This window comes from Marinobacter sp. NFXS9 (assembly GCF_040148665.1).
In the GTDB taxonomy this organism is placed as follows: domain Bacteria; phylum Pseudomonadota; class Gammaproteobacteria; order Pseudomonadales; family Oleiphilaceae; genus Marinobacter_A; species Marinobacter_A mangrovi.
Genome location: NZ_JAGDDW010000003.1, coordinates 134,316 through 154,066, shown reverse-complemented (window position 1 = coordinate 154,066; position 19,751 = coordinate 134,316). Strand labels below are relative to the sequence as shown.

At 62.1% G+C, this 19,751-nt stretch carries 19 protein-coding genes; 6 read left to right on the top strand and 13 right to left on the bottom strand.

The genetic code is table 11. The features are described 5' to 3' along the window. Nucleotides 1-5: 5 nt before the first annotated feature. From J3364_RS06585 to J3364_RS06570, 4 genes are read right to left on the bottom strand one after another with little or no spacing between them, the layout of a single operon-like run. Nucleotides 6-611 carry a PqiC family protein gene (locus J3364_RS06585; RefSeq protein ID WP_349557579.1) on the bottom strand — a complete coding sequence of 202 codons (606 nt, stop codon included), beginning with the start codon at nucleotides 609-611 and terminating at the stop codon, nucleotides 6-8. After that, on the bottom strand, nucleotides 608-2,257 hold the full coding sequence (locus J3364_RS06580) for a PqiB family protein (RefSeq protein ID WP_349557578.1): 1,650 nt from the start codon (nucleotides 2,255-2,257) through the stop codon (nucleotides 608-610). The genes J3364_RS06585 and J3364_RS06580 overlap by 4 nt, the downstream gene beginning before the upstream one ends. Beyond that, nucleotides 2,250-2,867 carry a paraquat-inducible protein A gene (locus J3364_RS06575; protein WP_349557577.1) on the bottom strand — a complete coding sequence of 206 codons (618 nt, stop codon included), beginning with the start codon at nucleotides 2,865-2,867 and terminating at the stop codon, nucleotides 2,250-2,252. Before J3364_RS06575 ends, J3364_RS06580 begins: the two co-directional genes overlap by 8 nt. Next, nucleotides 2,864-3,463, bottom strand: coding sequence for a paraquat-inducible protein A (locus J3364_RS06570; protein ID WP_349557576.1), 600 nt, complete (start codon nucleotides 3,461-3,463; stop codon nucleotides 2,864-2,866). The genes J3364_RS06575 and J3364_RS06570 overlap by 4 nt, the downstream gene beginning before the upstream one ends. A gap of 296 nt (nucleotides 3,464-3,759) precedes the next feature. On the opposite strand from J3364_RS06570, the gene J3364_RS06565 reads away from it, so the two are divergent. From J3364_RS06565 to J3364_RS06555, 3 genes are read left to right on the top strand one after another with little or no spacing between them, the layout of a single operon-like run. After that, the gene (locus tag J3364_RS06565) at nucleotides 3,760-4,521 is read left to right on the top strand and encodes an SDR family NAD(P)-dependent oxidoreductase (protein ID WP_349557575.1); all 762 of its coding nucleotides are present in this window, start codon (nucleotides 3,760-3,762) and stop codon (nucleotides 4,519-4,521) included. A gap of 13 nt (nucleotides 4,522-4,534) precedes the next feature. Further along, nucleotides 4,535-5,686: an acyl-CoA dehydrogenase family protein gene (locus tag J3364_RS06560; RefSeq protein ID WP_349557574.1), complete on the top strand. Its 1,152-nt coding sequence runs from the start codon at nucleotides 4,535-4,537 to the stop codon at nucleotides 5,684-5,686. Between the two features lie 20 nt (nucleotides 5,687-5,706). Beyond that, the gene (locus J3364_RS06555; RefSeq protein WP_349557573.1) at nucleotides 5,707-6,888 is read left to right on the top strand and encodes a thiolase family protein; all 1,182 of its coding nucleotides are present in this window, start codon (nucleotides 5,707-5,709) and stop codon (nucleotides 6,886-6,888) included. A 75-nt stretch (nucleotides 6,889-6,963) separates the two neighbouring features. Here the strand turns inward: J3364_RS06555 and J3364_RS06550 are convergent, their stop codons facing one another. Beyond that, on the bottom strand, nucleotides 6,964-7,968 hold the full coding sequence (locus J3364_RS06550) for an AraC family transcriptional regulator (protein WP_349557572.1): 1,005 nt from the start codon (nucleotides 7,966-7,968) through the stop codon (nucleotides 6,964-6,966). Between the two features lie 137 nt (nucleotides 7,969-8,105). Between J3364_RS06550 and J3364_RS06545 the strand changes: the two genes are divergently transcribed. Further along, nucleotides 8,106-9,749, top strand: coding sequence for an AMP-binding protein (locus tag J3364_RS06545; protein WP_349557571.1), 1,644 nt, complete (start codon nucleotides 8,106-8,108; stop codon nucleotides 9,747-9,749). A 49-nt stretch (nucleotides 9,750-9,798) separates the two neighbouring features. Here J3364_RS06545 and J3364_RS06540 read toward each other — a convergent pair whose 3' ends face one another. From J3364_RS06540 to J3364_RS06515, 6 genes are all read right to left on the bottom strand, one after another. Next, nucleotides 9,799-10,332 (bottom strand): ankyrin repeat domain-containing protein, encoded by a 534-nt coding sequence (locus J3364_RS06540; RefSeq protein ID WP_349557570.1) that lies wholly within the window; start codon nucleotides 10,330-10,332, stop codon nucleotides 9,799-9,801. 90 nt (nucleotides 10,333-10,422) lie between these two features. Continuing rightward, a complete protein-coding gene (locus J3364_RS06535; RefSeq protein ID WP_349557569.1) occupies nucleotides 10,423-11,763 on the bottom strand; it encodes an ABC1 kinase family protein in 1,341 nt (446 codons plus the stop codon). A gap of 146 nt (nucleotides 11,764-11,909) precedes the next feature. Further along, nucleotides 11,910-12,575, bottom strand: coding sequence for a fumarylacetoacetate hydrolase family protein (locus J3364_RS06530; protein WP_349557568.1), 666 nt, complete (start codon nucleotides 12,573-12,575; stop codon nucleotides 11,910-11,912). Nucleotides 12,576-12,649: 74 nt separating this feature from the next. Beyond that, a complete protein-coding gene (locus J3364_RS06525) occupies nucleotides 12,650-13,192 on the bottom strand; it encodes an adenine phosphoribosyltransferase (RefSeq protein ID WP_123632650.1) in 543 nt (180 codons plus the stop codon). A 49-nt stretch (nucleotides 13,193-13,241) separates the two neighbouring features. Further along, nucleotides 13,242-14,537, bottom strand: a complete 1,296-nt coding sequence (locus tag J3364_RS06520; RefSeq protein WP_349557567.1) for an NCS2 family permease — start codon at nucleotides 14,535-14,537, stop codon at nucleotides 13,242-13,244. A 127-nt stretch (nucleotides 14,538-14,664) separates the two neighbouring features. Further along, complete coding sequence (locus tag J3364_RS06515; protein WP_203141654.1) at nucleotides 14,665-15,291, bottom strand: trimeric intracellular cation channel family protein; 627 nt, start codon at nucleotides 15,289-15,291, stop codon at nucleotides 14,665-14,667. 213 nt (nucleotides 15,292-15,504) lie between these two features. Between J3364_RS06515 and J3364_RS06510 the strand changes: the two genes are divergently transcribed. Then, entirely contained in the window at nucleotides 15,505-16,047 is a 543-nt protein-coding gene (locus tag J3364_RS06510; RefSeq protein ID WP_349557566.1) for a BLUF domain-containing protein, read from the top strand. Here J3364_RS06510 and J3364_RS06505 read toward each other — a convergent pair. Further along, a complete protein-coding gene (locus J3364_RS06505; protein WP_349557565.1) occupies nucleotides 16,034-16,645 on the bottom strand; it encodes a DUF2238 domain-containing protein in 612 nt (203 codons plus the stop codon). The genes J3364_RS06510 and J3364_RS06505 overlap by 14 nt on opposite strands. Nucleotides 16,646-16,777: 132 nt before the next feature. Here J3364_RS06505 and J3364_RS06500 point away from each other — a divergent pair, with 132 nt between their 5' ends. Next, nucleotides 16,778-17,755, top strand: coding sequence for an NADPH:quinone oxidoreductase family protein (locus J3364_RS06500; protein ID WP_349557564.1), 978 nt, complete (start codon nucleotides 16,778-16,780; stop codon nucleotides 17,753-17,755). A 131-nt stretch (nucleotides 17,756-17,886) separates the two neighbouring features. Here the strand turns inward: J3364_RS06500 and J3364_RS06495 are convergent, their stop codons facing one another. Further along, nucleotides 17,887-19,719 (bottom strand): long-chain-acyl-CoA synthetase, encoded by a 1,833-nt coding sequence (locus tag J3364_RS06495; protein ID WP_349557563.1) that lies wholly within the window; start codon nucleotides 19,717-19,719, stop codon nucleotides 17,887-17,889. Nucleotides 19,720-19,751: the final 32 nt, after the last annotated feature.

Genomic DNA, 19,751 nt, shown 5'->3' with positions numbered 1-19,751 from the left:
GTGGCTCAGACCGGCGGCGGACAGCTGTCGTCGCCGGCCAGCAGGCGTTTGGCCTGGGCGCGGATCCGATCGGCCAGGGCGGCGATGTTGGCCTGCTGTGCCAGAACGGTGTCGGTGACGGTCGGGCCGGCCTGGCTCCGGATGCGGGTGGTGCAGTTCAGTTGCTTGAGCTGGGCTTCGGTATCGCGGTTGCCGAGGCGGATGTCCGCATCCAGCCAGGCTTGATCGTTGAGCATGGCCTCAAACCGGGTGATGTCGATCCAGGCATGGATCCGGCTGTCCCTGGCCTGCGGCGGGTTTAGAGAGACCGTCAGGGCGCTCTGGATTTCCTGGGGCAGTGGCGCGCCCCACCAGTCTGATTCCAGCACCTGCAGCTGACTCCGGTCCGACCGCAACACCAGTGCCGTGCGGTCAACCTGCGGCGGCACCGTGACGTTCTCCACCGTAATGCGCGCCTCCTCTCCGGTCGCCTCAGCGGCGTCAGCCGGCGGAACCAGCGTATGAAAGTGCACCGGTGGACTGCTGCTACACCCCGTGAAGGTCAGGACGATTCCCAGCAGGGCGCTGGTCGCCAGTACGGCGTTGGGACAGCGTGTAAAAGGTTTTCTCACTGGTCACTCCTTACCGGCTGCGAGCGCCCGCGGATCATGGATTCAGGATGTCGGCGCAAGTAGTCGGACAGCTCCCTCACGGAACGGGACATGCGCTCCACTTCGTCCAGGGCATGGCCGATGCGCGTGCGTTCCGGCGACGACGGGTCCAGGGCGTCTGCTGCCTGGTTTAGCGTCGAGCGCATGTCGGTCATCACCCCGTCGATGCTCTTGAGGGTCTGCAGGGCTGAGGGCATGACGTCGCTGTTGATGGAACTCAACGTCTTGCGAAGCTCGGCGAGGCTGCCGTTCATGTTGTTGGCGATGCTTTCAAACGGAATCTTGCTGAACCGGTCCACCAGTCGGGTGAGCTGTTCCTGCAACTTGTCCAGACTGGTTGGACGGGTGGGAATCTGGATGGGATCGAGGGTCACATCAAACTCGACCGGTTGGGCGTCCGGATACAGCTCCAGTGCCACGAAGAGCTGGCCGGTCAGCAGATTGCTGGTCCGGGCTTCGGCACGCAGACCCTGATTCACCAGATCTTCAAACAGCCTGGGAACCTCGTCGGCATTGCCGGCGGGCTGGCGGATGTCGGTCAGCAGTTTGCCGTAGGCCTGTCCCATCATCTGGGGATAGATGCGGGCGTCCACGATCACCGGGAACGTCTTGTCGCTGGCGTCGTAATCCAGGGTGACGCGGGTGACCTCACCGATCTGCTTGCCGATCAACTCCACCGGCGAACCTTCCTTGAGGCCGCGCAGGGACTGGTCGAATCGCATCCGAATCCGCTGGGCCGGTCCCTTGCCGGGCGACAGGGCTACGCTTTTCTCGGAGAACAGCTGAAACTCGGTGCCAGCCTCTGCCGGGGCGCTACCGGATTCCCGCTTCGGTGTGGCAAACGCCACCCCGCCGGTCAGAACCGACAGCAGCGATTCGGAATCCAGTTCCAGCCCGTTGGCGCTGACGCCGATATCGATGCCGCTGGCGTTCCAGAATCGGGTGTCGGCAGTGACATATTGATCATTGGGCGCGTTGACGAAGATATCCACATCGACGCCATCGCCGGACTCATCGAGTGCGTAGGAAACCACCTGGCCGACACGCACCTTGCGGTAATAGATGGGCGAGCCGATATCCAGCGAGCCCAGGTCACCGGCCTTGAGGCGGTAGCGTTTGCCCGGTTCGCCGTAGGTGACCGGCGGCGGGTTCTCCAGGCCTTCGAAGCGGGTGACGTGCTGATCGGAATCGCCCGGGTCGGCTGCGATAAAGTCACCGGAGAGCAGGGTATCCAGCCCGGAGACGCCGCCGGTGCCAATGCGGGGCCGCACGACCCAGTAGCGCGAGTCCTTGCGGGCAAAGTCTTTCGCGTCACGATCCAGATCGATGGTGACGACCACTTTCTTGTGATCCTGGCTGAGACGGATGGCCGACACTTCGCCAATGACCACATTGCGGTATTTCACCTGTGACTGGCCGGGTGTGAGTCCGCCGGCAGTCTCAAAGGTGACCTCCACGGTGGGGCCGGCGTCGTGCCAGGCGCGTATCAGCATCGAGAGTCCGACCAGGGCCGCCACCAGCGGCACCAGCCACACCAGTGACAGGCTCCAGCGACGGGATTTGACGTCTGCCTCGGCGGGCGACTGCGGCGTCGTTCCATTAGTCATCGTGGGTATCCGTGTCCCATATCAATCGTGGATCAAAGCTCAGGGTGGCCAGCATGGTCAGGACGACCACCAGGCCGAAAAAGAGAATACCCGGTCGGGGCTCGATCGTCCCCAGCGCGCCGAACTGGACCAGCGCCGTCAGCAGCGCAGCCACGAATACATCGAGCATAGACCAGTAGCCTATCAGCTCAAGCCCTCGATAGAGGCGGGTTCTGTCCCGGCGTGAGCGCGTGTTGCCCTTGTGAACGGTACACAATAGCAGACCGAGGACCAGGAACTTGGTCACCGGTACGCCGACGCTGGCGATAAAAATGATGGTGGCAATGTCCCAGGCACCGTCCCGCCAGAGGGTCACGACACTGCCCAGAATGGTCGCCGTCGAGTCGCCCTTGAAAGACGTCGTGTGCATGATCGGCAGCACGTTGGCGGGGATGTAGAGGATCAGCGCGGTCAGCATCAGCGCCCAGGTGCGGGTGATGGCGTTGCGTTTGCGCCTGTGCAGGTGGGCGCCGCAGCGGGGGCAGGTGTGCGGGCTGGCATTCAGGTCGCAGGCCTGGTGGCAGCGGTGGCACAGGCACAGGCCCAGTTCGGCAGCGACGGGTACGGTCATGGCAGCTCATCCCACAGGCGTTGCACGTCCCGACCAGCCATGCCGATGATCAGCAAGCTCAACCCGCCGAGGGCAAGCAGGCCCATCGTCGGCAGCACATCGATCCGGCCGCTGATCTTGAACACCGCCACCAGCGCGCCCAACAGAAAGACTTCCAGCATGCTCCAGGGGCCCAGGGTCGCAAGCCAGCGCATGCAGCCGCGAAACGCCGGCGCACGTTGCCGGAAATGGGCAAATCCCAACAGCCAGGTCAGCAGCGCGACCTGGGTGACCGGAACGATGACGATGGAGAAGGCCGCTACCAGGGCCAGCATATCCGTCGGCCCCTTCGTCAGGGCCCAGACCGCATCCACCAGCGTGGCCGCATGGGACTGGCCGCCGGTGCGGATGACCAGCACCGGATAGAAGCTGAGGAAGCCGATCAGCATGATAGCGGTCAGGCACAGCGCCAGCAGGTGATCGACATGGAAGAAATGAGGGCGCGCCAGCAGGCCGCCGCAGCGCACGCAGTGGGCCTGTTGGTGGCGGGCCAGCGTCGGACGTTGGTAAACCGCGTCGCAGTACTCGCAGATGATCAGCTGGTTGTTATCACTCATGCCCTAAGATTAGCTGTGATTTGCCGGGGTGACTGGCACAGGTTACCGGAATTCCAATGGATTCTGACACGTTCCGGTGATTGGCGGGATTAATGTCCGTTCAGCCACTGGTTCCCGACCAACCCGGTTCCGGTCGGTTGCCTTGTAGCGCCCGGTGCTCCAGTTTTTATCAAATTTCCTGCCTGATCTTGTCATGGCCCTGCCGGCGGGGACTGAGCCACACTGTGGGTATCGATTGAATTCAGGCGCCGTCCGGGTGTCTGACTGCAATAGCCAACGAAGAACAAGAGGCGATTATGGAATTCAAAGGTGTACCCGCCATCGTCACCGGTGGCGCTTCCGGACTGGGTGAGGGCGCCGTTCGCGCACTGGCGGCTGAAGGCTGCAAAGTAGCCATCCTCGACCTGCAGGAAGAGCGCGGCCGTGCCGTGGCCGAAGAGGTTGGCGGTATCTTCGTCAAGTGTGATGTGTCCTCGGCTGAGAGCGCCGAAGCGGCGATCGCCACAGCGCGTGAAGCCCACGGCCCCTGCGGCATCGCGGTGAACTGCGCCGGTATTGCCCCGGCGGCGAAGATTGTCGGCAAGGAAGGCCCGATGCCACTGGAGGATTTCAACAAGGTCATCCAGGTCAACCTGATCGGCACCTTCAACATCATGCGGCTGGCCGCGGCGGACATGATGCAGCGCGAGCCCAACGCCGACGGCGAGCGGGGCATCATCATCTCCACGGCCTCGGTTGCGGCCTACGAAGGCCAGATCGGTCAGGTGGCCTACAGTGCGTCCAAGGGCGGCGTGGTATCGATGACCCTGCAGGCGGCCCGTGAACTGGCCCGCCAGGGCATCCGCGTCAACACCATCGCGCCGGGCATCTTCATGACGCCCATGATGGCGGGCATGCCGCAGAACGTTCAGGACAACCTGGCGGCGACGCTGCCGTTCCCGCAGCGCCTGGGCAAGCCGGAAGAGTTCGGCATGATGGTGGAGCAAATGGTCAAGAACCCGATCCTCAACGGCGAGGTGGTCCGTCTGGACTGCGCGCTGCGGATGGCGCCGAAATAGGCCGGAGGTCAGCATGAAACCGATTCGTGAACCGGAAGAGCGGGCGATGTTCCGCGATATGGTGGTGAAGGTCCTGGAGAGCCAGGTCCAGCCTCATTACGAGGCCTGGGACGAGGAAGGCATCGTACCGCGTGAGCTGTGGCGGACCTTTGGCGAAGCCGGCATGCTCTGCGTCGACGTGCCGGAAGCCTATGGCGGCGTGGGCGTGCCGTTCGACTACTCGATCGTCGTTGGTGCCGAGCTGGCACGCATGGGCTTTGGCGCACTGGCGACCAACGTGATGGTGCACTCCGATATCGTCGCGCCGTACCTGACCAACATCGCCTCGGAAGCACAGAAACAACACTGGCTACCGAAGCTGGTCAGCGGCGACGCAGTGGGCGCCATCGCCATGACTGAACCGGGCGCGGGCAGCGACCTGCAGGCGATGCGCACCAGCGCCAAGCCGGACGGCGACGGCGGCTACATCTTCAATGGGTCCAAGACATTTATCACCAACGGCCAGCACGCCGACATGGTGATCGTTGCCGCCAAGACCGATCCGTCGGCCGGTGCCCGGGGCATCAGCCTGTTCCTCGTGGACGCGTCGCTGCCCGGCTTCAGTCGCGGCCGCAATCTCGACAAGATCGGCCAGCACTGCGGCGATACGTCCGAGCTGTTCTTCGAGGACCTGCGGGTGCCCGCTTCGGCCCTGCTGGGCGAGGAGGGCAAGGGCTTCGTCTACCTGATGACCGAACTGCCGCGGGAGCGACTGGTGATCGGCGCTCTGGGCTGCGCTGCCGCCCGCGGCGCGCTGGACCTGACCATCGCCTACGCCGATGAGCGGGAACTGTTCGGGCAGAAGCTCAAGCAACTGCAGAACACCCGCTTCCGCATCGCCGAGATGGAGACCGACTACCGGGTCAACCAGGCGTTCATCAACGAGTGCATCGAGCTATACAGCGCCGGTGAGCTGGATGCCGCCACCGCGTCCATGGCCAAGTACAGCGCCACCGAGATGCAGTGCCGGGTGGCGGATGGCTGCCTGCAACTGTTCGGCGGCTACGGCTACACCACGGAATACCCGATCTCACGGGCGTTTACCGATGCCCGTGTGCAACGCATTTACGGCGGCACTTCCGAAGTCATGAAGGAAGTCATCGCCCGCTCCCTGCTGGGCAAATAACCGGAATTGAGGATTTTGCTATGTCTGACTCAGATGTCGTGATTGTTGGCGCCGCCCGCACCCCGATGGGTGGCATGCTGGGGGCGCTGAGCCCGGTCCGTTCACCGGAGCTGGGTGCGGTCTCCATCAAGGCAGCCATCGAACGGGCCGGCCTGGTGCCGGCTGACGTCAATGAAGTGGTGATGGGCTGTGTGCTGCCGGCCGGTCTGGGCCAGGCGCCAGCGCGTCAGGCGTCCCGCGCGGCGGGGATTCCGGACAGCTCCGGCTGCACCACCGTCAACAAGATGTGCGGCTCCGGCATGCAGGCGGTCATCATGGCCCACGACCAGATCAAGGCGGGCACGAATAACGTCATGATTGCTGGCGGCATGGAGAACATGAGCCAGGCGCCGTACCTGCTGCCCAAGGCGCGTGAGGGGATGCGCATGGGTCACGGCCAGGTGATCGACTCCATGTTCTTCGACGGGCTGGAAGACGCCTACGAAGGCGGCCTGATGGGTGTGTTCGCCCAGCGTAGCGCGGACGAATACAAGATCAGCCGGGAGGCCATGGACGAGTTTGCCATCGCCTCACTGAACCGGTCGCTGGCGGCCATCGAGAACGGCGGTTTCCAGGACGAGATCGTGCCGGTGACCGTGCCCGGTCGTGGCGGTGACACGGTAGTCGACACCGACGAACAGCCCGGCAAGGCCCGCCCCGAGAAGATCCCGACGTTGAAGCCGGCCTTTAAGAAAGACGGTACGGTGACGGCCGCCAACGCCAGTTCAATCAGCGACGGCGCCTCGGCCCTGGTGCTGGCGAGCGAGGCGGAAGCCAACCAGCGTGGCCTGAAACCGCTGGCTCGCATCGTCGCCCATGCCACCCATGCGCGCCTGCCGGCGGAATTCACCCTGGCACCAATCGGCGCGATCCAGAAGGTGCTGGACAAGGCCGGTTGGTCGAAAGACGACGTGGACCTGTACGAGGTGAACGAGGCGTTCGCCGTGGTGGCGCTGTTGGCCATCAACGAATTGGGGCTGGATGCCGACAAGGTGAACGTCAACGGTGGAGCCTGCGCCTTGGGACATCCGATCGGGTCGTCCGGTTCACGGATCATCGTGACGCTGATCCATGCCCTGAAACAGCGGGGACTGAAGAAAGGCGTGGCATCGCTGTGTATCGGTGGCGGTGAGGGGACGGCTGTGGCGATTGAGTTGCTCTGATCCCGTCTCTGAAAGCCTTGTTTGTGGGATGTCGGTGCGCCTGGCGAACCGCATCCCGCGCTCGGATACCGCGCTTTACTGATCCTGCTGCCGGTAAGCCAGCGGACTCAGCCCCGTCCAGTGCTTGAACGCCCTCGAAAACGCTCCCGGCTCCGCAAACCCCAACTGCGTCGAAATCTCCGCCACACTCAGGTTCTGCCGCGTCAGCATGATCACCGCCTGGTCCCGGCGCAGGTTGTCCTTGATCTGCTGGTAGGCGCTGCCTTCGGATTTGAGTTTGCGACTCACCGTGTAGGACGTCATGTGCAACTGGTCCGCCACCCAGTCGAGGTTGGGCAGGCGGGAGTCCTCGCAGGTCTCCAGTAGCCGGCGCACCCGGGTGCTGAGGCTGTCGTCGTCCGCCGTCCAGATCATCAGGTCCCGGGGCGAACTCAGGATAAACTCATCCAGTTCCTCCGATGTGCGCACCACCGGCATGGTCAGGTAGTTCTTGCTGAAAAACAGGCTGTTGCGCTTGCGCTCGAAATAGCACTGGCAGGGGAAGACGAAGCGGTATTCGTCGAAGTGGCCCGGCAGCGGGTGCTTGAAGGTGGCGTGACTGAGCACGATCTTGCGGCCGATCAGCCAGCCCACCAGCCGGTGCCAGACCATCAGCAGCCATTCCACCAGGAACTGGTCCGGGTCCAGTTCGGGATGGTGGTGGGTCAGGCTCAGTTCTGCCTCTTCACCGTCCAGGTTCAGCGAAATCTCGATGTCGTCCGAGAACAGCCGGTAGCAGCGAATGCTCTGGTAAAGCACCTCTTCCAGGTTGGCGCTGTGCACCACCAGCGAGCCCATCAGGTGGAAATGGCCGACCCGACAGGGATGGGTGGTGCGGCCCATGAACTCGTCGTCCAGTTCCTTCCAGACCAGCCGGAACAGGCGGATGAACTGGTCGGTGGGAATACGGGCGCGGGGTTCGCGGACGAGGTCCGGGTCAATGCCACGGCTTCGCAGCAGGGCGTCACAGTTGCCTTTCGCCGCTTCCAGTCCGCGCAGGGCGGCCCGGGCGTAATGGGGCGAGAAGGTCAGGTTATCCATGGAGGTTGAGTCTGCCGATTTCATGCACGGGGCCCGCGCAAAACTTGTTAAGTTATCTGCCCGATCCTGTCATTCTGTTCCCATCGGGGGTTGCCTAATCTGACGTCATCAGACCAACAAGAACAAGGTGAATCAGTATGGATGCAACCCGCTACGATGTGTTCGCTGAGACGTTTTCGGTGGACCCGATCTTACAGCAGTTCCGGGGCGATTATAACGACGGCCTGAACGTCTGCGAGGAAATCTGCGACCGCCACGCCGACGATCCGGAACGGGTTGGGCTGCGCTACGAACGTGCCGACGGCACCTCTGGCGAAATGACCTTTGCTGAATTGCAGAAGAAGGCAGCCCATTTTGCCGGCTTCCTCAAATCCCAGGGCATTGGCCGCGGTGATCGGGTCGCCTGCCTGTTACCCCGAACGCCGGAATTGCTGATCTGTGTGCTGGGCACCCTGCGGGCCGGTGCGGTCTACCAGCCGCTGTTTACCGCCTTTGGCTCCGGGGCGATCGAATACCGTCTGGAAAAGGCACAATCGAAGCTGATCGTTACCAACCCGGCCCAGTGGCCCAAACTGGCCGACGTGAAAGGGCTGCCGAAAACCATGCTCGTTGCCGACAGTCGCGACGCGGTCGACGGCACGCCGGACGTCCTGTTCGGGGAAGAAATGGCCAAGCAGCCGGACACCTTCGAGCCGGTCAAGCTGGGCCCGGAAGAGCCTTTCCTGCAGATGTTCACCTCCGGGACCACCGGCAAGTCCAAAGGCGTGGCGGTCCCGGTCCGGGCGTTACCGGCCTTCTACATGTACATGCGCTACGCCGTGGGGCTGCGCCCGTCCGACAACTTCTGGAACGTGGCGGATCCGGGCTGGGCCTATGGCCTTTACTACGCCATCGTGGGGCCGTTGCTGCTGGGCTGTACCACCCACTTCAACGAAGCCGGGTTTACCGCGGAAAACACCTTCGAGTTCCTGCGCAAGTACCGCATCACCAACCTGGCGGCGGCGCCGACGGCGTACCGGCTGCTCAAGGCGAACGAGAATCTTCTGAAGGATTACCCGGAAATCGACCTGCGGGTGGCCAGCAGCGCCGGAGAGCCGCTGAATCCGGAAGTCATAACGTGGGTGAAGCGGGCGTTGGACTGCGTCGTCTGCGACCACTACGGTCAGACCGAAACCGGCATGACGTCCGCCAACTTCCACGAACTGGAACACACCCATCGCGATGCCAGCATGGGCTACCAGATTCCCGGCTACCGGCTGGTGGCGCTGGATGCCCAGGGGAATGAAGTGGCGCCGGGCGAGACCGGTGAGCTGGCAGTGGATCGCGAGCAATCCCCGCTGTTCTTCTTCCAGGGCTACACCTGGGACGAGAAGGACCCGTTCCGCGGCAAGTACTACCTGACCGGGGATGTGGTGGTCAGCAACGGTGACGGTTCCCATTCCTATACCGGCCGGGACGACGACATCATCGCGTCGGCGGGCTATCGCATCGGTCCGGCGGAAGTAGAGAGCTGCCTGCTGGAGCACGAAGCGGTGGTGGAAAGTGCCGTGGTGGGCAAGCCGGACGAAAAGCGCGGCGCGATCGTGAAAGCCTACGTGGTCACCCGGCCGGAATTCGACGGCGTGGACGATCTGGCCGAACAGCTGCAGCAGCATGTGCGCACGCGGCTGTCGACTCACTCCTACCCACGGGAAATCGAGTTCGTCACCGAGTTGCCGAAGACCTCCAGCGGCAAGATCCAGCGCTTCCTGCTGCGCAAACAGGCCGCCGAGGAAGCGTGACGGCTGCCTGATTCGTATTAACCCGGCACCGGCGACGAGGTGCCGGGTCTTAATCCGCTTCCAGCAATCTTATGACATCCCCCGCATCCATGGCTTTGGCCAGGGACAAGGCGGTATTGCCTTCGGCGTCGACCACGTCCCGGTCAGCGCCCGCTTCGAGTAGACGCTCGACCATCTCTGCATTGTTGAACATCGCTGCGTACATCAACGGTGTCTTGGCACCTTCGGGCCGGCTATCCACGCCGGCCCCTTTTTCCAGCAGCAGATTCACGATCGCCATCTCTCCCTTGAAGACGACGCCGGCCAGCGGGGTCTGCAGACGGTCATTGGGTAGGTCAGGATCGGCGCCTTTCTCCAGGAGCAGACGGGTGGTTTCCAGATGACCATGGTAGCTGGCCAGCATCAGTAGGCTGTCGCCACTGCTGGTCCGGATGTCCGGCGGCACCCCGGCATCCAGAAGCGGCGCGAGCATCTGGGTGCCGCCATTGCGGGCCAGGTCGAAAATGCCTTCGGCAAAGGCGATGGCGTCTTCGTCCAGCTCACTGCTGGGCTGTTGCGGCTGACCGGGTTGGTCGTTGCTCATGGAAAACTCCTGCTCGGGTATCGGTTTAGGGGACCGATTGTCCCGCTTGAAGCGCGGCTTGCCAAGCGGTGTGAGCGTGGCTGGCGTTTCCTAACCGCTTTCCGTCGCCGAGCGTGCTTTACGGCGCTTAGGGTGAAGATAGGCTTCCAACTCGGGTCGGAACGCCGCCTGCACCCCGAGACGCTTCATCATCCAGTAATGGCCGGCAATCATCCGGTCGATGAAGATGCTTTCCACCGGCGGCTTGAAGTAATCCAGGTACTTGAAAACCGTCGTGGTCTTGGCGGCGACGTCCTTGTGGATCTCGGATTGGGCGAAATCGTAAGGGGCGTTGGTGTCGAAAGGTTTGATCAGGATATCCCGCCACATGGCGTAGTAGTCTTCGTCCACCGCCGGCTGGCTCCCGACGCGGGCGCCCAGGTCGATCAGGTGGCGGTCGAGGGCTTCGTAATCTTCATTCAGGGCCGCAATCAGGGCCTTGCGATAGGCCTCGACGATGGCCGGCTTTAGCTTCTTGACGCAGCCGAAGTCGTACATGATCAGCGTGCCGTCCGGGCGGAAGGCGAAGTTGCCGGCGTGTGGGTCGCCGTGGATGGCGTGGAAACGGAACAACTGGTCCGCCATGGTGTGGAAGATGCGGGTGCCAATGTCGTTGAGGGTGGCCTGGTCGTAGCGGTCGGCCGTGACCTCGCTGATGTGGTCGCCTTCCACCAGTTCGAGGGTCAGGATGCGGCGCGTTGAATGACTGTCGATGACCGCCGGAATGATGACTTTGGCATCGTCGGCGTGGAATTCCCGGAACTGGCGCAGGTTGCGGGCTTCGTTCTCGTAGTCCAGCTCTTCCTGCAAACGCTCACGGATCTCGCCGAACAGCTGGTCCACGCTCTCTTTTGGCATCTTGAGCAGCCCGCCGAGGCGCAGGGCCGTGCGCAGCTGGCGCAGGTCGGAGTCGCAGGATTCGTCCACGCCGGGATACTGGACCTTGACGATCACATCCTCGCCGGATTGCAGCCGGGCCCGGTGCACCTGGCCGATCGAGGCGGCGGCGTAAGGTGTTTCCTGAAGGTACTCGAAGGCTTCGCCGATGGTTTTGCCCAGTTCGGTTTCGATCTGCTCAACGATGACCTCGAACGGCATCGGGGGCGCTTCTTTCTGCAGCTTCTGCAGGGCGTCGGAAAACTCCTTGGGCAGGAAATCCTGGGTCTGGGAGGCAATCTGGCCGACCTTCATGACCGCACCCTTGAGCTCGCCCAGGGTGTCGGCGATCTGGCCCGCCATGCGGGTGTAATGTTCGCTGCGGGCGGCTTCGTCGTCTTCGCGGCCAAACAGGCGGCGCGCTCGTTGTCCGGCGTATTGGCCGGCGACGGACGCGGTCATCCCGGCGAGCTTCACGAAACGTCCGCGGCGTGTGGTGACTGGTTTCCTGGCCATGAGTCTCTGCGCGCTCCCTTTGTCGACCGCTTTGCTGCCGCGGTCACCCGTTGAACAATACGACTGCCCGGGAAACTGAGTCTAGCGCGGCCGGCAGGCCCCGGCGAAGGGCCTGCATCACATGGGTGAAGTGTCGCGGGTGAGTCTTAAACGACCTTGGTTTCCACCATCATGCTCTCGCCCAGCGCCAGACTGAGCTTCTGGCCGGGGTAGAGCGGGCCAACGCCTTCCGGCGTGCCGGTCAGGATAACGTCACCGGGCATCAGGGTGAAATGCTCGCTCATGTGGGCGATCAGCGGCACGATCGGGAACAGCATATCGGCGGTGGTACCGGTCTGCTGGCGATGGTCGTCGATGTCCAGGGTAAAGCGGATCGGTTCGCCGTGGTCCACCGCATCGGCCGGCACAAACGGCGACAGCGGGCAGGCACCATCGAACGCTTTGGCGCGTTCCCAGGGCTGGCCTTTCGCCTTCAGCTGGCTTTGGACATCGCGCAGGGTCAGATCCAGCGCCAGGCCATAGCCCACAATGGCATCGCGGACGTCGGCTTCGGTGGCGTTCGTCAGGGGCTTGTCGACCAGGACCGCCAGCTCAGTTTCGAAATGCACGTCGCCCCGGCCCTGCGGCAGGCGCACAGGCTGCTCCAGAGCGGTGGCCGCGGTGGCCGGTTTCATGAACAGCAGGGGGGTATCAGGGACCGGATTGTTCAGTTCCCTGGCGTGGGCGGCGTAGTTGCGGCCGACGCAAACGATCTTGCCCAGGGGCAGTTCAATCGGGTTACCGGTGTGCCAGAGATGCTGGTAGGGATGCATGGCAGTGCTGTCCTTCAAACACAATGGAGGACAGCACAGTGCCACTACCGGGAATGGGAATCAATTGTCTGAAATCAATCTCCGGCGAATTCGCAGACGGTGTAGACCTGCAGGCCCTCGTCGCGCAATTTGGCCGAGCCGCCCAGGTCCGGCAGATCGATCATCGCCGCCGCTTCGAAGATCTCGGCGCCGATGCGTCGAATCAGGCGGGCTGCGGCCAGCATGGTGCCACCGGTGGCGATCAGGTCGTCGACCAGCACCACCTTGTCGCCCGGATTGAACGCGTCCTTATGGATCTCCACAGACGCCGTGCCGTACTCCAGCTCGTAATCTTCCACCAGCGTATCGAACGGCAGTTTGCCCTTCTTACGCACCAGCACCAGGCTGGCGTTGAGCTCGTAGGCGAGGGCGGAACCGATGATAAATCCGCGGGCGTCCACGGCGGCAATCGCGTCGATGTCCTGGCTGTGATAGCGGTGGACAAAGGCGTCGATCAGTTTGCGGAACGCGGTGCGATCCTGCAGCACCGTGGTGATGTCACGGAACTGGACGCCGGGCTTGGGCCAGTCCGGCACAGTGCGAATCGCCTGTTTGATGCTTTCGGAAAAATAATCCATGGGATTGCCTTTTGGGGCGGGCGCCGGAAACCTCCGGCGCCGACCTCGCTTAACCGTTCAGGAAGATGAATTTAAAGATGAACACCAGGGCGATGATCACAACGCTGGCGTTGAGATGCGACCAGCGGCCGCTCAGGATCTTCAGCAGGGCATAGGTGATAAAGCCCATGGCGATGCCGTTGGCGATGGAGAAGGTCAGCGGCATCATCAGCGCGGTGACCACGGCCGGTGCGGCATCGGTCACGTCGTCCCAGTCGATCAGCTTGAGACCGCTGGTCATCAGCACGGCCACATACAGCAGGGCCGGTGCCGTGGCGTAGGGCGGGATAATGCTGGCGATCGGCGACAGCAGCAGGCAGGCCAGGAACAGCAGCGCTACAACCACAGCCGTCAGCCCCGTGCGGCCGCCGGCGGTAATGCCCGCGGTGGATTCGATGTAGCTGGTGGTGGTCGAGGTACCCAGGGCGGCGCCGGACATGGTGGCGATGGAGTCGGACATCAGCGCCCGACCCAGACGCGGCAGTTTGCCGTCCTTGTCCAGCAGGCCGCCACGCTGTGCGGCGCCAATCAAGGTGCCGGACGTGTCGAACAGATCCACGAACAGGAACGCGAAGACGATGCTGACCAGCCCCACATTGAGGGCGCCGGCAATATCAAGCTGTCCCAGAGTCGGCGTGATGCTGGGCGGTGCGGAGACGAAACCGTCGTACTCTACCTGACCCAGGATCATGGCCGCCAAGGTCACGGCGATGATGCCAATCATGACGGCACCGGTGACCTGGCGGTAGGACAGGGCGCAGATCAGCAGGAAGCCGGCAAAGAACAGCAGGCTGTGCAGGCTTTCCAGATCGCCCAGGCCAACGAGCGTTGCCGGATTATCGACGACAATCCCGGCATTCTTGAAGGCGATCAGCGCCAGGAAGAAGCCGATGCCGGCGGAAATGCCGAACCGCAGCGACATGGGAATGCTGTTGATGATCCATTCCCGGATGCGGAACACGCTGAGCAGGAAGAAAATGAAACCCGACAGGAACACCGCCCCCAGCGCCACTTGCCAGCTGTAGCCCATGCTGCCAACGACGGTAAAGGAGAAAAAGGCGTTCAGGCCCATGCCCGGCGCGAGGGCGATCGGGTAGTTCGCCCAGAGCCCCATGATGAGCGTGCCGATGGCGGCCGCAAGACAGGTGGCGACGAACACCGCCCCGAAATCCATGCCCGTCGCGGATAGGATGCTGGGGTTAACGACAATGATGTAGGCCATCGTCAGGAAAGTGGTCACACCGGCGATAACCTCACGACGCACGTCAGTGCCATGGGCCTTGAGCTGGAACAGTTTTTCGAGCATGGGTCAGCCTTGGAATGATGAATAAATCGGTTGTTTTCTGTCCCTGAGGGTCACTGGATCAGGACATCCCGGCCCTGGAAAACCGCGCATCTTAGCGGTCGTTTCTGTGTTCGCCAAATCTCCCACGTCATTCGTCGCCTTGGGCATCGCGTTGGAGACGGATGTCGAAATGCACGGCCAGCAGGCGTATCGCCACGATAAACAGCAGGCCGAGGGCCAATGCAAACGTTTCGTTATCCAGTGCCCATCGGCACACGAAGTATAGCCAGCATCCCGCGTATGAAATGGAGGCGTAGAGCTGGTCCTTGCGAAAAATGAAGGGCACCTGGTTGCACAGGTTGTCGCGCAGGGCACCGCCGAAGGTGCCGGTGATGACGCCGAGCAGCGAGGCAATGAACCAGGAATGGCCAAGATCGAGCGAAAACTGGGCGCCCAGAAGGGAAAAAACACCGAGGCCAATGGCATCCGGAAGCACAATATGGGATTCGCGGAGCCGGTAGAGGGGGCGGCAAAGCGTGAACAGAATCGCCATGGCGAGGATCAGGAGGGGCATTTCCTCGTGGCGGATCCAGTAGACCGGATGGTTACCGAGAATAATGTCTCGCAGCGTGCCGCCACCGAGCGCGGTGATAAAGGCGATGGTAAAGACACCGACCGGATCCATATTGGCCTTGCGGGCGGCGATCATTCCGGACAATGCGAAGGCAACGATGCCGATGATTTCAAGCCAATAGATAAAATCGGGCGAATTCATATCAATAGCCGGTCAATGAGGCCGTAAAGCGCGGCAGACTCGTTCGGGTTGTTCATTGAATGATCAGAAGGGCGCGCAGGATACCGGAAAAGCGGTGTTGCTTCATCCCGTTTGGGTAGCCGTTTTCCGCAATCATGTGATCCAAATCCCGTAGACGCCTGTAAAAATTCAGGTTAATGATTTTTCGATCCAACCTGATGCAGGAGTTCAGGCATGGCATTGATCCGTCTGGCCTACGCCAGCAGGGCCAACTTTAATCCGCGTCCGGAAGATAAGGGTGTGGAGCCTCACGTGGCGCGTATTCTGATGAGTTCCCGCCGGAATAACCCCAAGCAGGGCCTGGTGGGTGGGCTCTATTTTGGTGACGGCTTCTTTTTCCAGTGCCTGGAAGGGGAATCGGAAGCGGTTCATGACCTGTTCAACCGCCTGCGGGATGACGAGCGCCATCGAGACGTGACGCTGCTTCTGGAAGAGCCGATCCAGAAGCGTTCCTTCCCGGACTGGTCCATGAAATACGTGCCGATTGAAGCGGATGTGAAGGCGCTGCTGCGGGAGTCGGGCATGGAACGATTCAACCCGTTCGTCTTCGACGGTACCCTGACACAGGCGATGATCAATTGCCTGCGTCGAGGCCCTGAGGGCTTTGATGGCACGGAGAAACGCGGAAATCAGGACCGCTTTGAAAAGGCCGCCCTGCTCATTGCCGGTGCCGTTGTGATTATCGGGCTGGTCGCGGTTGGCACTATCCTGTTTTAAGGCGGGGAGTCAGGCGCTGTATCTGCCGGTCATGCACCCGGGACAGGATCAGCAGCGCGACAATGGCCCCGCTTAAGCACCAAAGCATGTCGGATTGGGTGTCCCACACGTAGCCCTGGGTGCCCAGGAACGCTTCAGCATCCTGTCCGCTGGCCAACGCCACCCACCATTCGATCAGCTCATAGAAGGCGCTCAGCGCCAGACAGAAGCAAACCACGAAGAAGCTGGTCCAGGCGCCCGGGCGAATCACTTCGCGACGCACAACGATTTCCCGCGCGATCATCGCCGGCACGAAGCCCTGGGCAAAATGGCCCAGTTTGTCGTAGTTGTTGCGTTCCCAGCCAAAGGCATCGCCCAGCCAGTCGAACAGCGGCACCTCGGCGTAGGTGTAATGCCCGCCGACCATCAGGATGATGCAGTGGATGAGGATCAGGCCGTAGAGCAGGGGCGTCAGCGGAAACCGTTTGCGGGTGACGGCCAGGGCCACAGCGCCGATCACGGCCGGCAGTACTTCCAAAACCCAGGTCATGCGGTCGGTCGGCTGAATGCCGGACCAGATCAACACCGCCGCAAAAATCGCCGTCCACGCGTACATCATGTGCGTTTACTCTCCCTGTCTATAAATATCATCGATGGAGGAGCATAACCGATATTGATTTGCCTCATCCTGTCAATCGCATTAGCTTGACGACATCCATTCGTTGAAGCAATCACAACAAGAGAGGACATCATGCGCGCCATCCTGTGTAAGGAATATGGCCCGGCTGACACGCTGGTCATCGAAGATGTGACATCCCCCGAAGCCAAGGGCAGTGGCGTCAAGATTCGCGTGAAGGCGGCCGGTCTCAACTTCCCGGACACCCTGATTATCGAGGGCAAGTACCAGCTCAAGCCCAACATGCCGTTCTCACCGGGCGGTGAGATGGCCGGGGAAGTGATGGAAGTCGGTGAAAAGGTCACTCGCTTCAAGCCCGGCGACCGCGTGATGGGGCTGACCGGGTTCGGTGCCTTCGCCGAGGAAATCGTAGCCGCCGAAGCCAACCTGCTGCCCGTTCCCGATGGTATGAGTGACGAAGAGGCGGCGGCATTCACCATGGTGTACGGCACCTCTTACCACGCGCTCAAACAGCGCGCCAACATCCAGCCCGGCGAAACCCTGCTGGTCCTGGGTGCCAGCGGCGGTGTGGGCCTGGCCACGGTAGAGCTGGGCAAGGCCATGGGCGCTCACGTGATCGCCGCGGCCAGCAGTGCCGAGAAGTTGGCCATCGCCAAAGAGGCGGGTGCCGACGAACTGATCAACTACTCCGAAGAGCCGCTGAAAGAGACGGTCAAGAAGCTGACCAACAACAAGGGCGTGGACGTGATCTACGACCCTGTGGGCGGCGACTTCACCGAACAGGCCCTGCGCGCCATGGCCTGGAACGGTCGTCACCTGGTCATCGGCTTCGCGGCTGGCGATATCCCCAAGGTGCCTGCCAACCTGACCCTGCTGAAAGGCTGCGCGTTGATCGGCGTCTTCTGGGGCAACTTCACCCGGATGGAGCCGGACGTCAGCGCCCAGAACATGATGGATCTGCTGAAGCTCTACGGGGAAGGCAAGATCAAGCCGAAGATCAGCGAGACGTTTGCGTTTGAGGATTATGTGGGTGCGCTGAACGCACTGACCGGGCGCAAGGCGACGGGTAAGGTGGTGTTGAAAGTAGGATAGTGGGCGCGTCTCGTTGACGCGTTCCCCTCTCCCCCGGCCCCTCTCCCGCAAGGGGCGAGGGGAGCTCATGAAGCTAGCTCGAGTTTAAGCTCCCTCTCCCCTTGCGGGAGAGGGTGGGGGAGAGGGGAGATCTAAAAACTGACCTCCCCACCATCAATCCGCTTCACCAGCGCTTCGTCGACTAGTGTGTACCCTTTCTCTCTCGGCAACCAGGCATACACCCGCTCGCCCGGTCGATCCACCGAATACCCGGCTTTCTTCAAATCCACCTTCTTATACTTGAACGTGCCGGTCTTCTCGATGGCGGACGTCACGCGGACAAACACCGGAATGGCATAGGGCGGCAGATTGTCCTGCAGGTAGCGGAACAGTCGGTCGATGTCGAAGCTCTCGACGCTGCTGTCCTGCGGAACCAGCGTCACCATGCCGGCCTTGCCGTTGGTGCCCGGAATTTCCACGCCGTAGACAATGGCCTCCTCGGCCAGTCCGGATTCGTCGATGATGTTTTCCACTTCGGTGGTGGAGACGTTCTCGCCCTTCCAGCGGAAAGTGTCGCCCATGCGATCGACGAACTGCAGGTGCCGGCAGCCGATTTCCTTCAGGACGTCGCCGGTGTTGAACCAGGCGTCCCCTTTCTTGAAGACATCCCGCAGGATGGATTTTTCCGTGGCTTCTTTCTGGGTGTAGCCCTCGAATGACCACTTGGCGGTGATTTCACCCAGCAGCAGTCCGGGCTCGCCGGATTTGACCTTTTCCATGCGGCCTTTGGCGTTACGGATCGGGTCGCGGGTGCCCTCGTGGTATTTCACCAGGGCGTACGGCGCGGTGGAAAAGCCGACGGTGTTCTCCATGTTGAAGAAGTTGCTGAAGCCGATGTTGCCCTCGCTGGAGGCGTAGAGCTCGGCCACCGTCTCGATCCCGAAGCGCTCCTTGAAGGGCTTCCAGATCGACGGTCGCAGGCCGTTGCCGATCATCTTGGTCAGCGTGTGATTACGGTCGTTCGGACTGGCCGGCTGGTTCAGCAGGTAGCGGCAGAGTTCGCCTACATAGCCGAACGTGGTGGCGCCGTATCGACGGATGTCGTCCCAGAAGGCGCTGGCGGAGAACTTGCGGCGCACGACTATGGCGGAACCGCCGGACAGGACCGAGCCCCAGCACACCAGCAGGGCGGTGGCGTGATACAGCGGCAGGGTGCAATACAGCACGTCTTGCGGACCCATGTTCAGGGTCATCAGCCCGAAACCGCCATACGCCTTGATGAACTTGCGGTGGGACCCGGGGGCCGCCTTGGGCAGGCCCGTGGTGCCGGAGGTGTAAATGTAGACAGCCGTATCACCGAGTCTGGGACGATCCTTCACCGTCAGGTTGTCGCCCCGGTAAACACTCACTTGCTCGGCGAGGTTGATGTAGCCCTGCGGCGTGGTGCCGAAGTCTTTCAGAGAGTCCGTATCCGGCATGAACAGGTACGGATGGTCGTGACCCAGAGCCACCTCGTCGCGCACGCCTTCAAAGGCATCGACCAGCTCTTCACCCACCACAATCATCTGGGGCGAGATCAGGTTGATGCTGTGGGCCAGTACCTTGCCTTTCTGGGAGGTGTTCAGCATCGCGCAGGCCACGCCGATCTTGGCGGCGCCGGCCACCATGGCCAACAGTTCCGGCCGGTTCTCCAGGAAGATGGCGATGCTGTCGCCCCGGGTCAGGCCCGCCGCGCGCAGGTAATGTGCGATGCGATTGGCCCAGGCGTTGAACTCGGTGTAGGTCAGGCGCCGGTCGTCGTACAGGACCGCCGGCCGGGACCCGTATTTTTCGGCGTTGTGCTCGATCAGGGTGCCGAGGGTCAGCTCCTTCTGGTCATTCTTGATGGAATAGTAGTAGAGCCCCTTGGCGATGGCCGGTGCCCGGCGGACCACGCCGGGCAGTTGTCGGGCAATGTCACGTACTGAGATGGTGTCTTGGCTCATGCGTCGTTCCGTGCGTCTTATTATGAAAAACG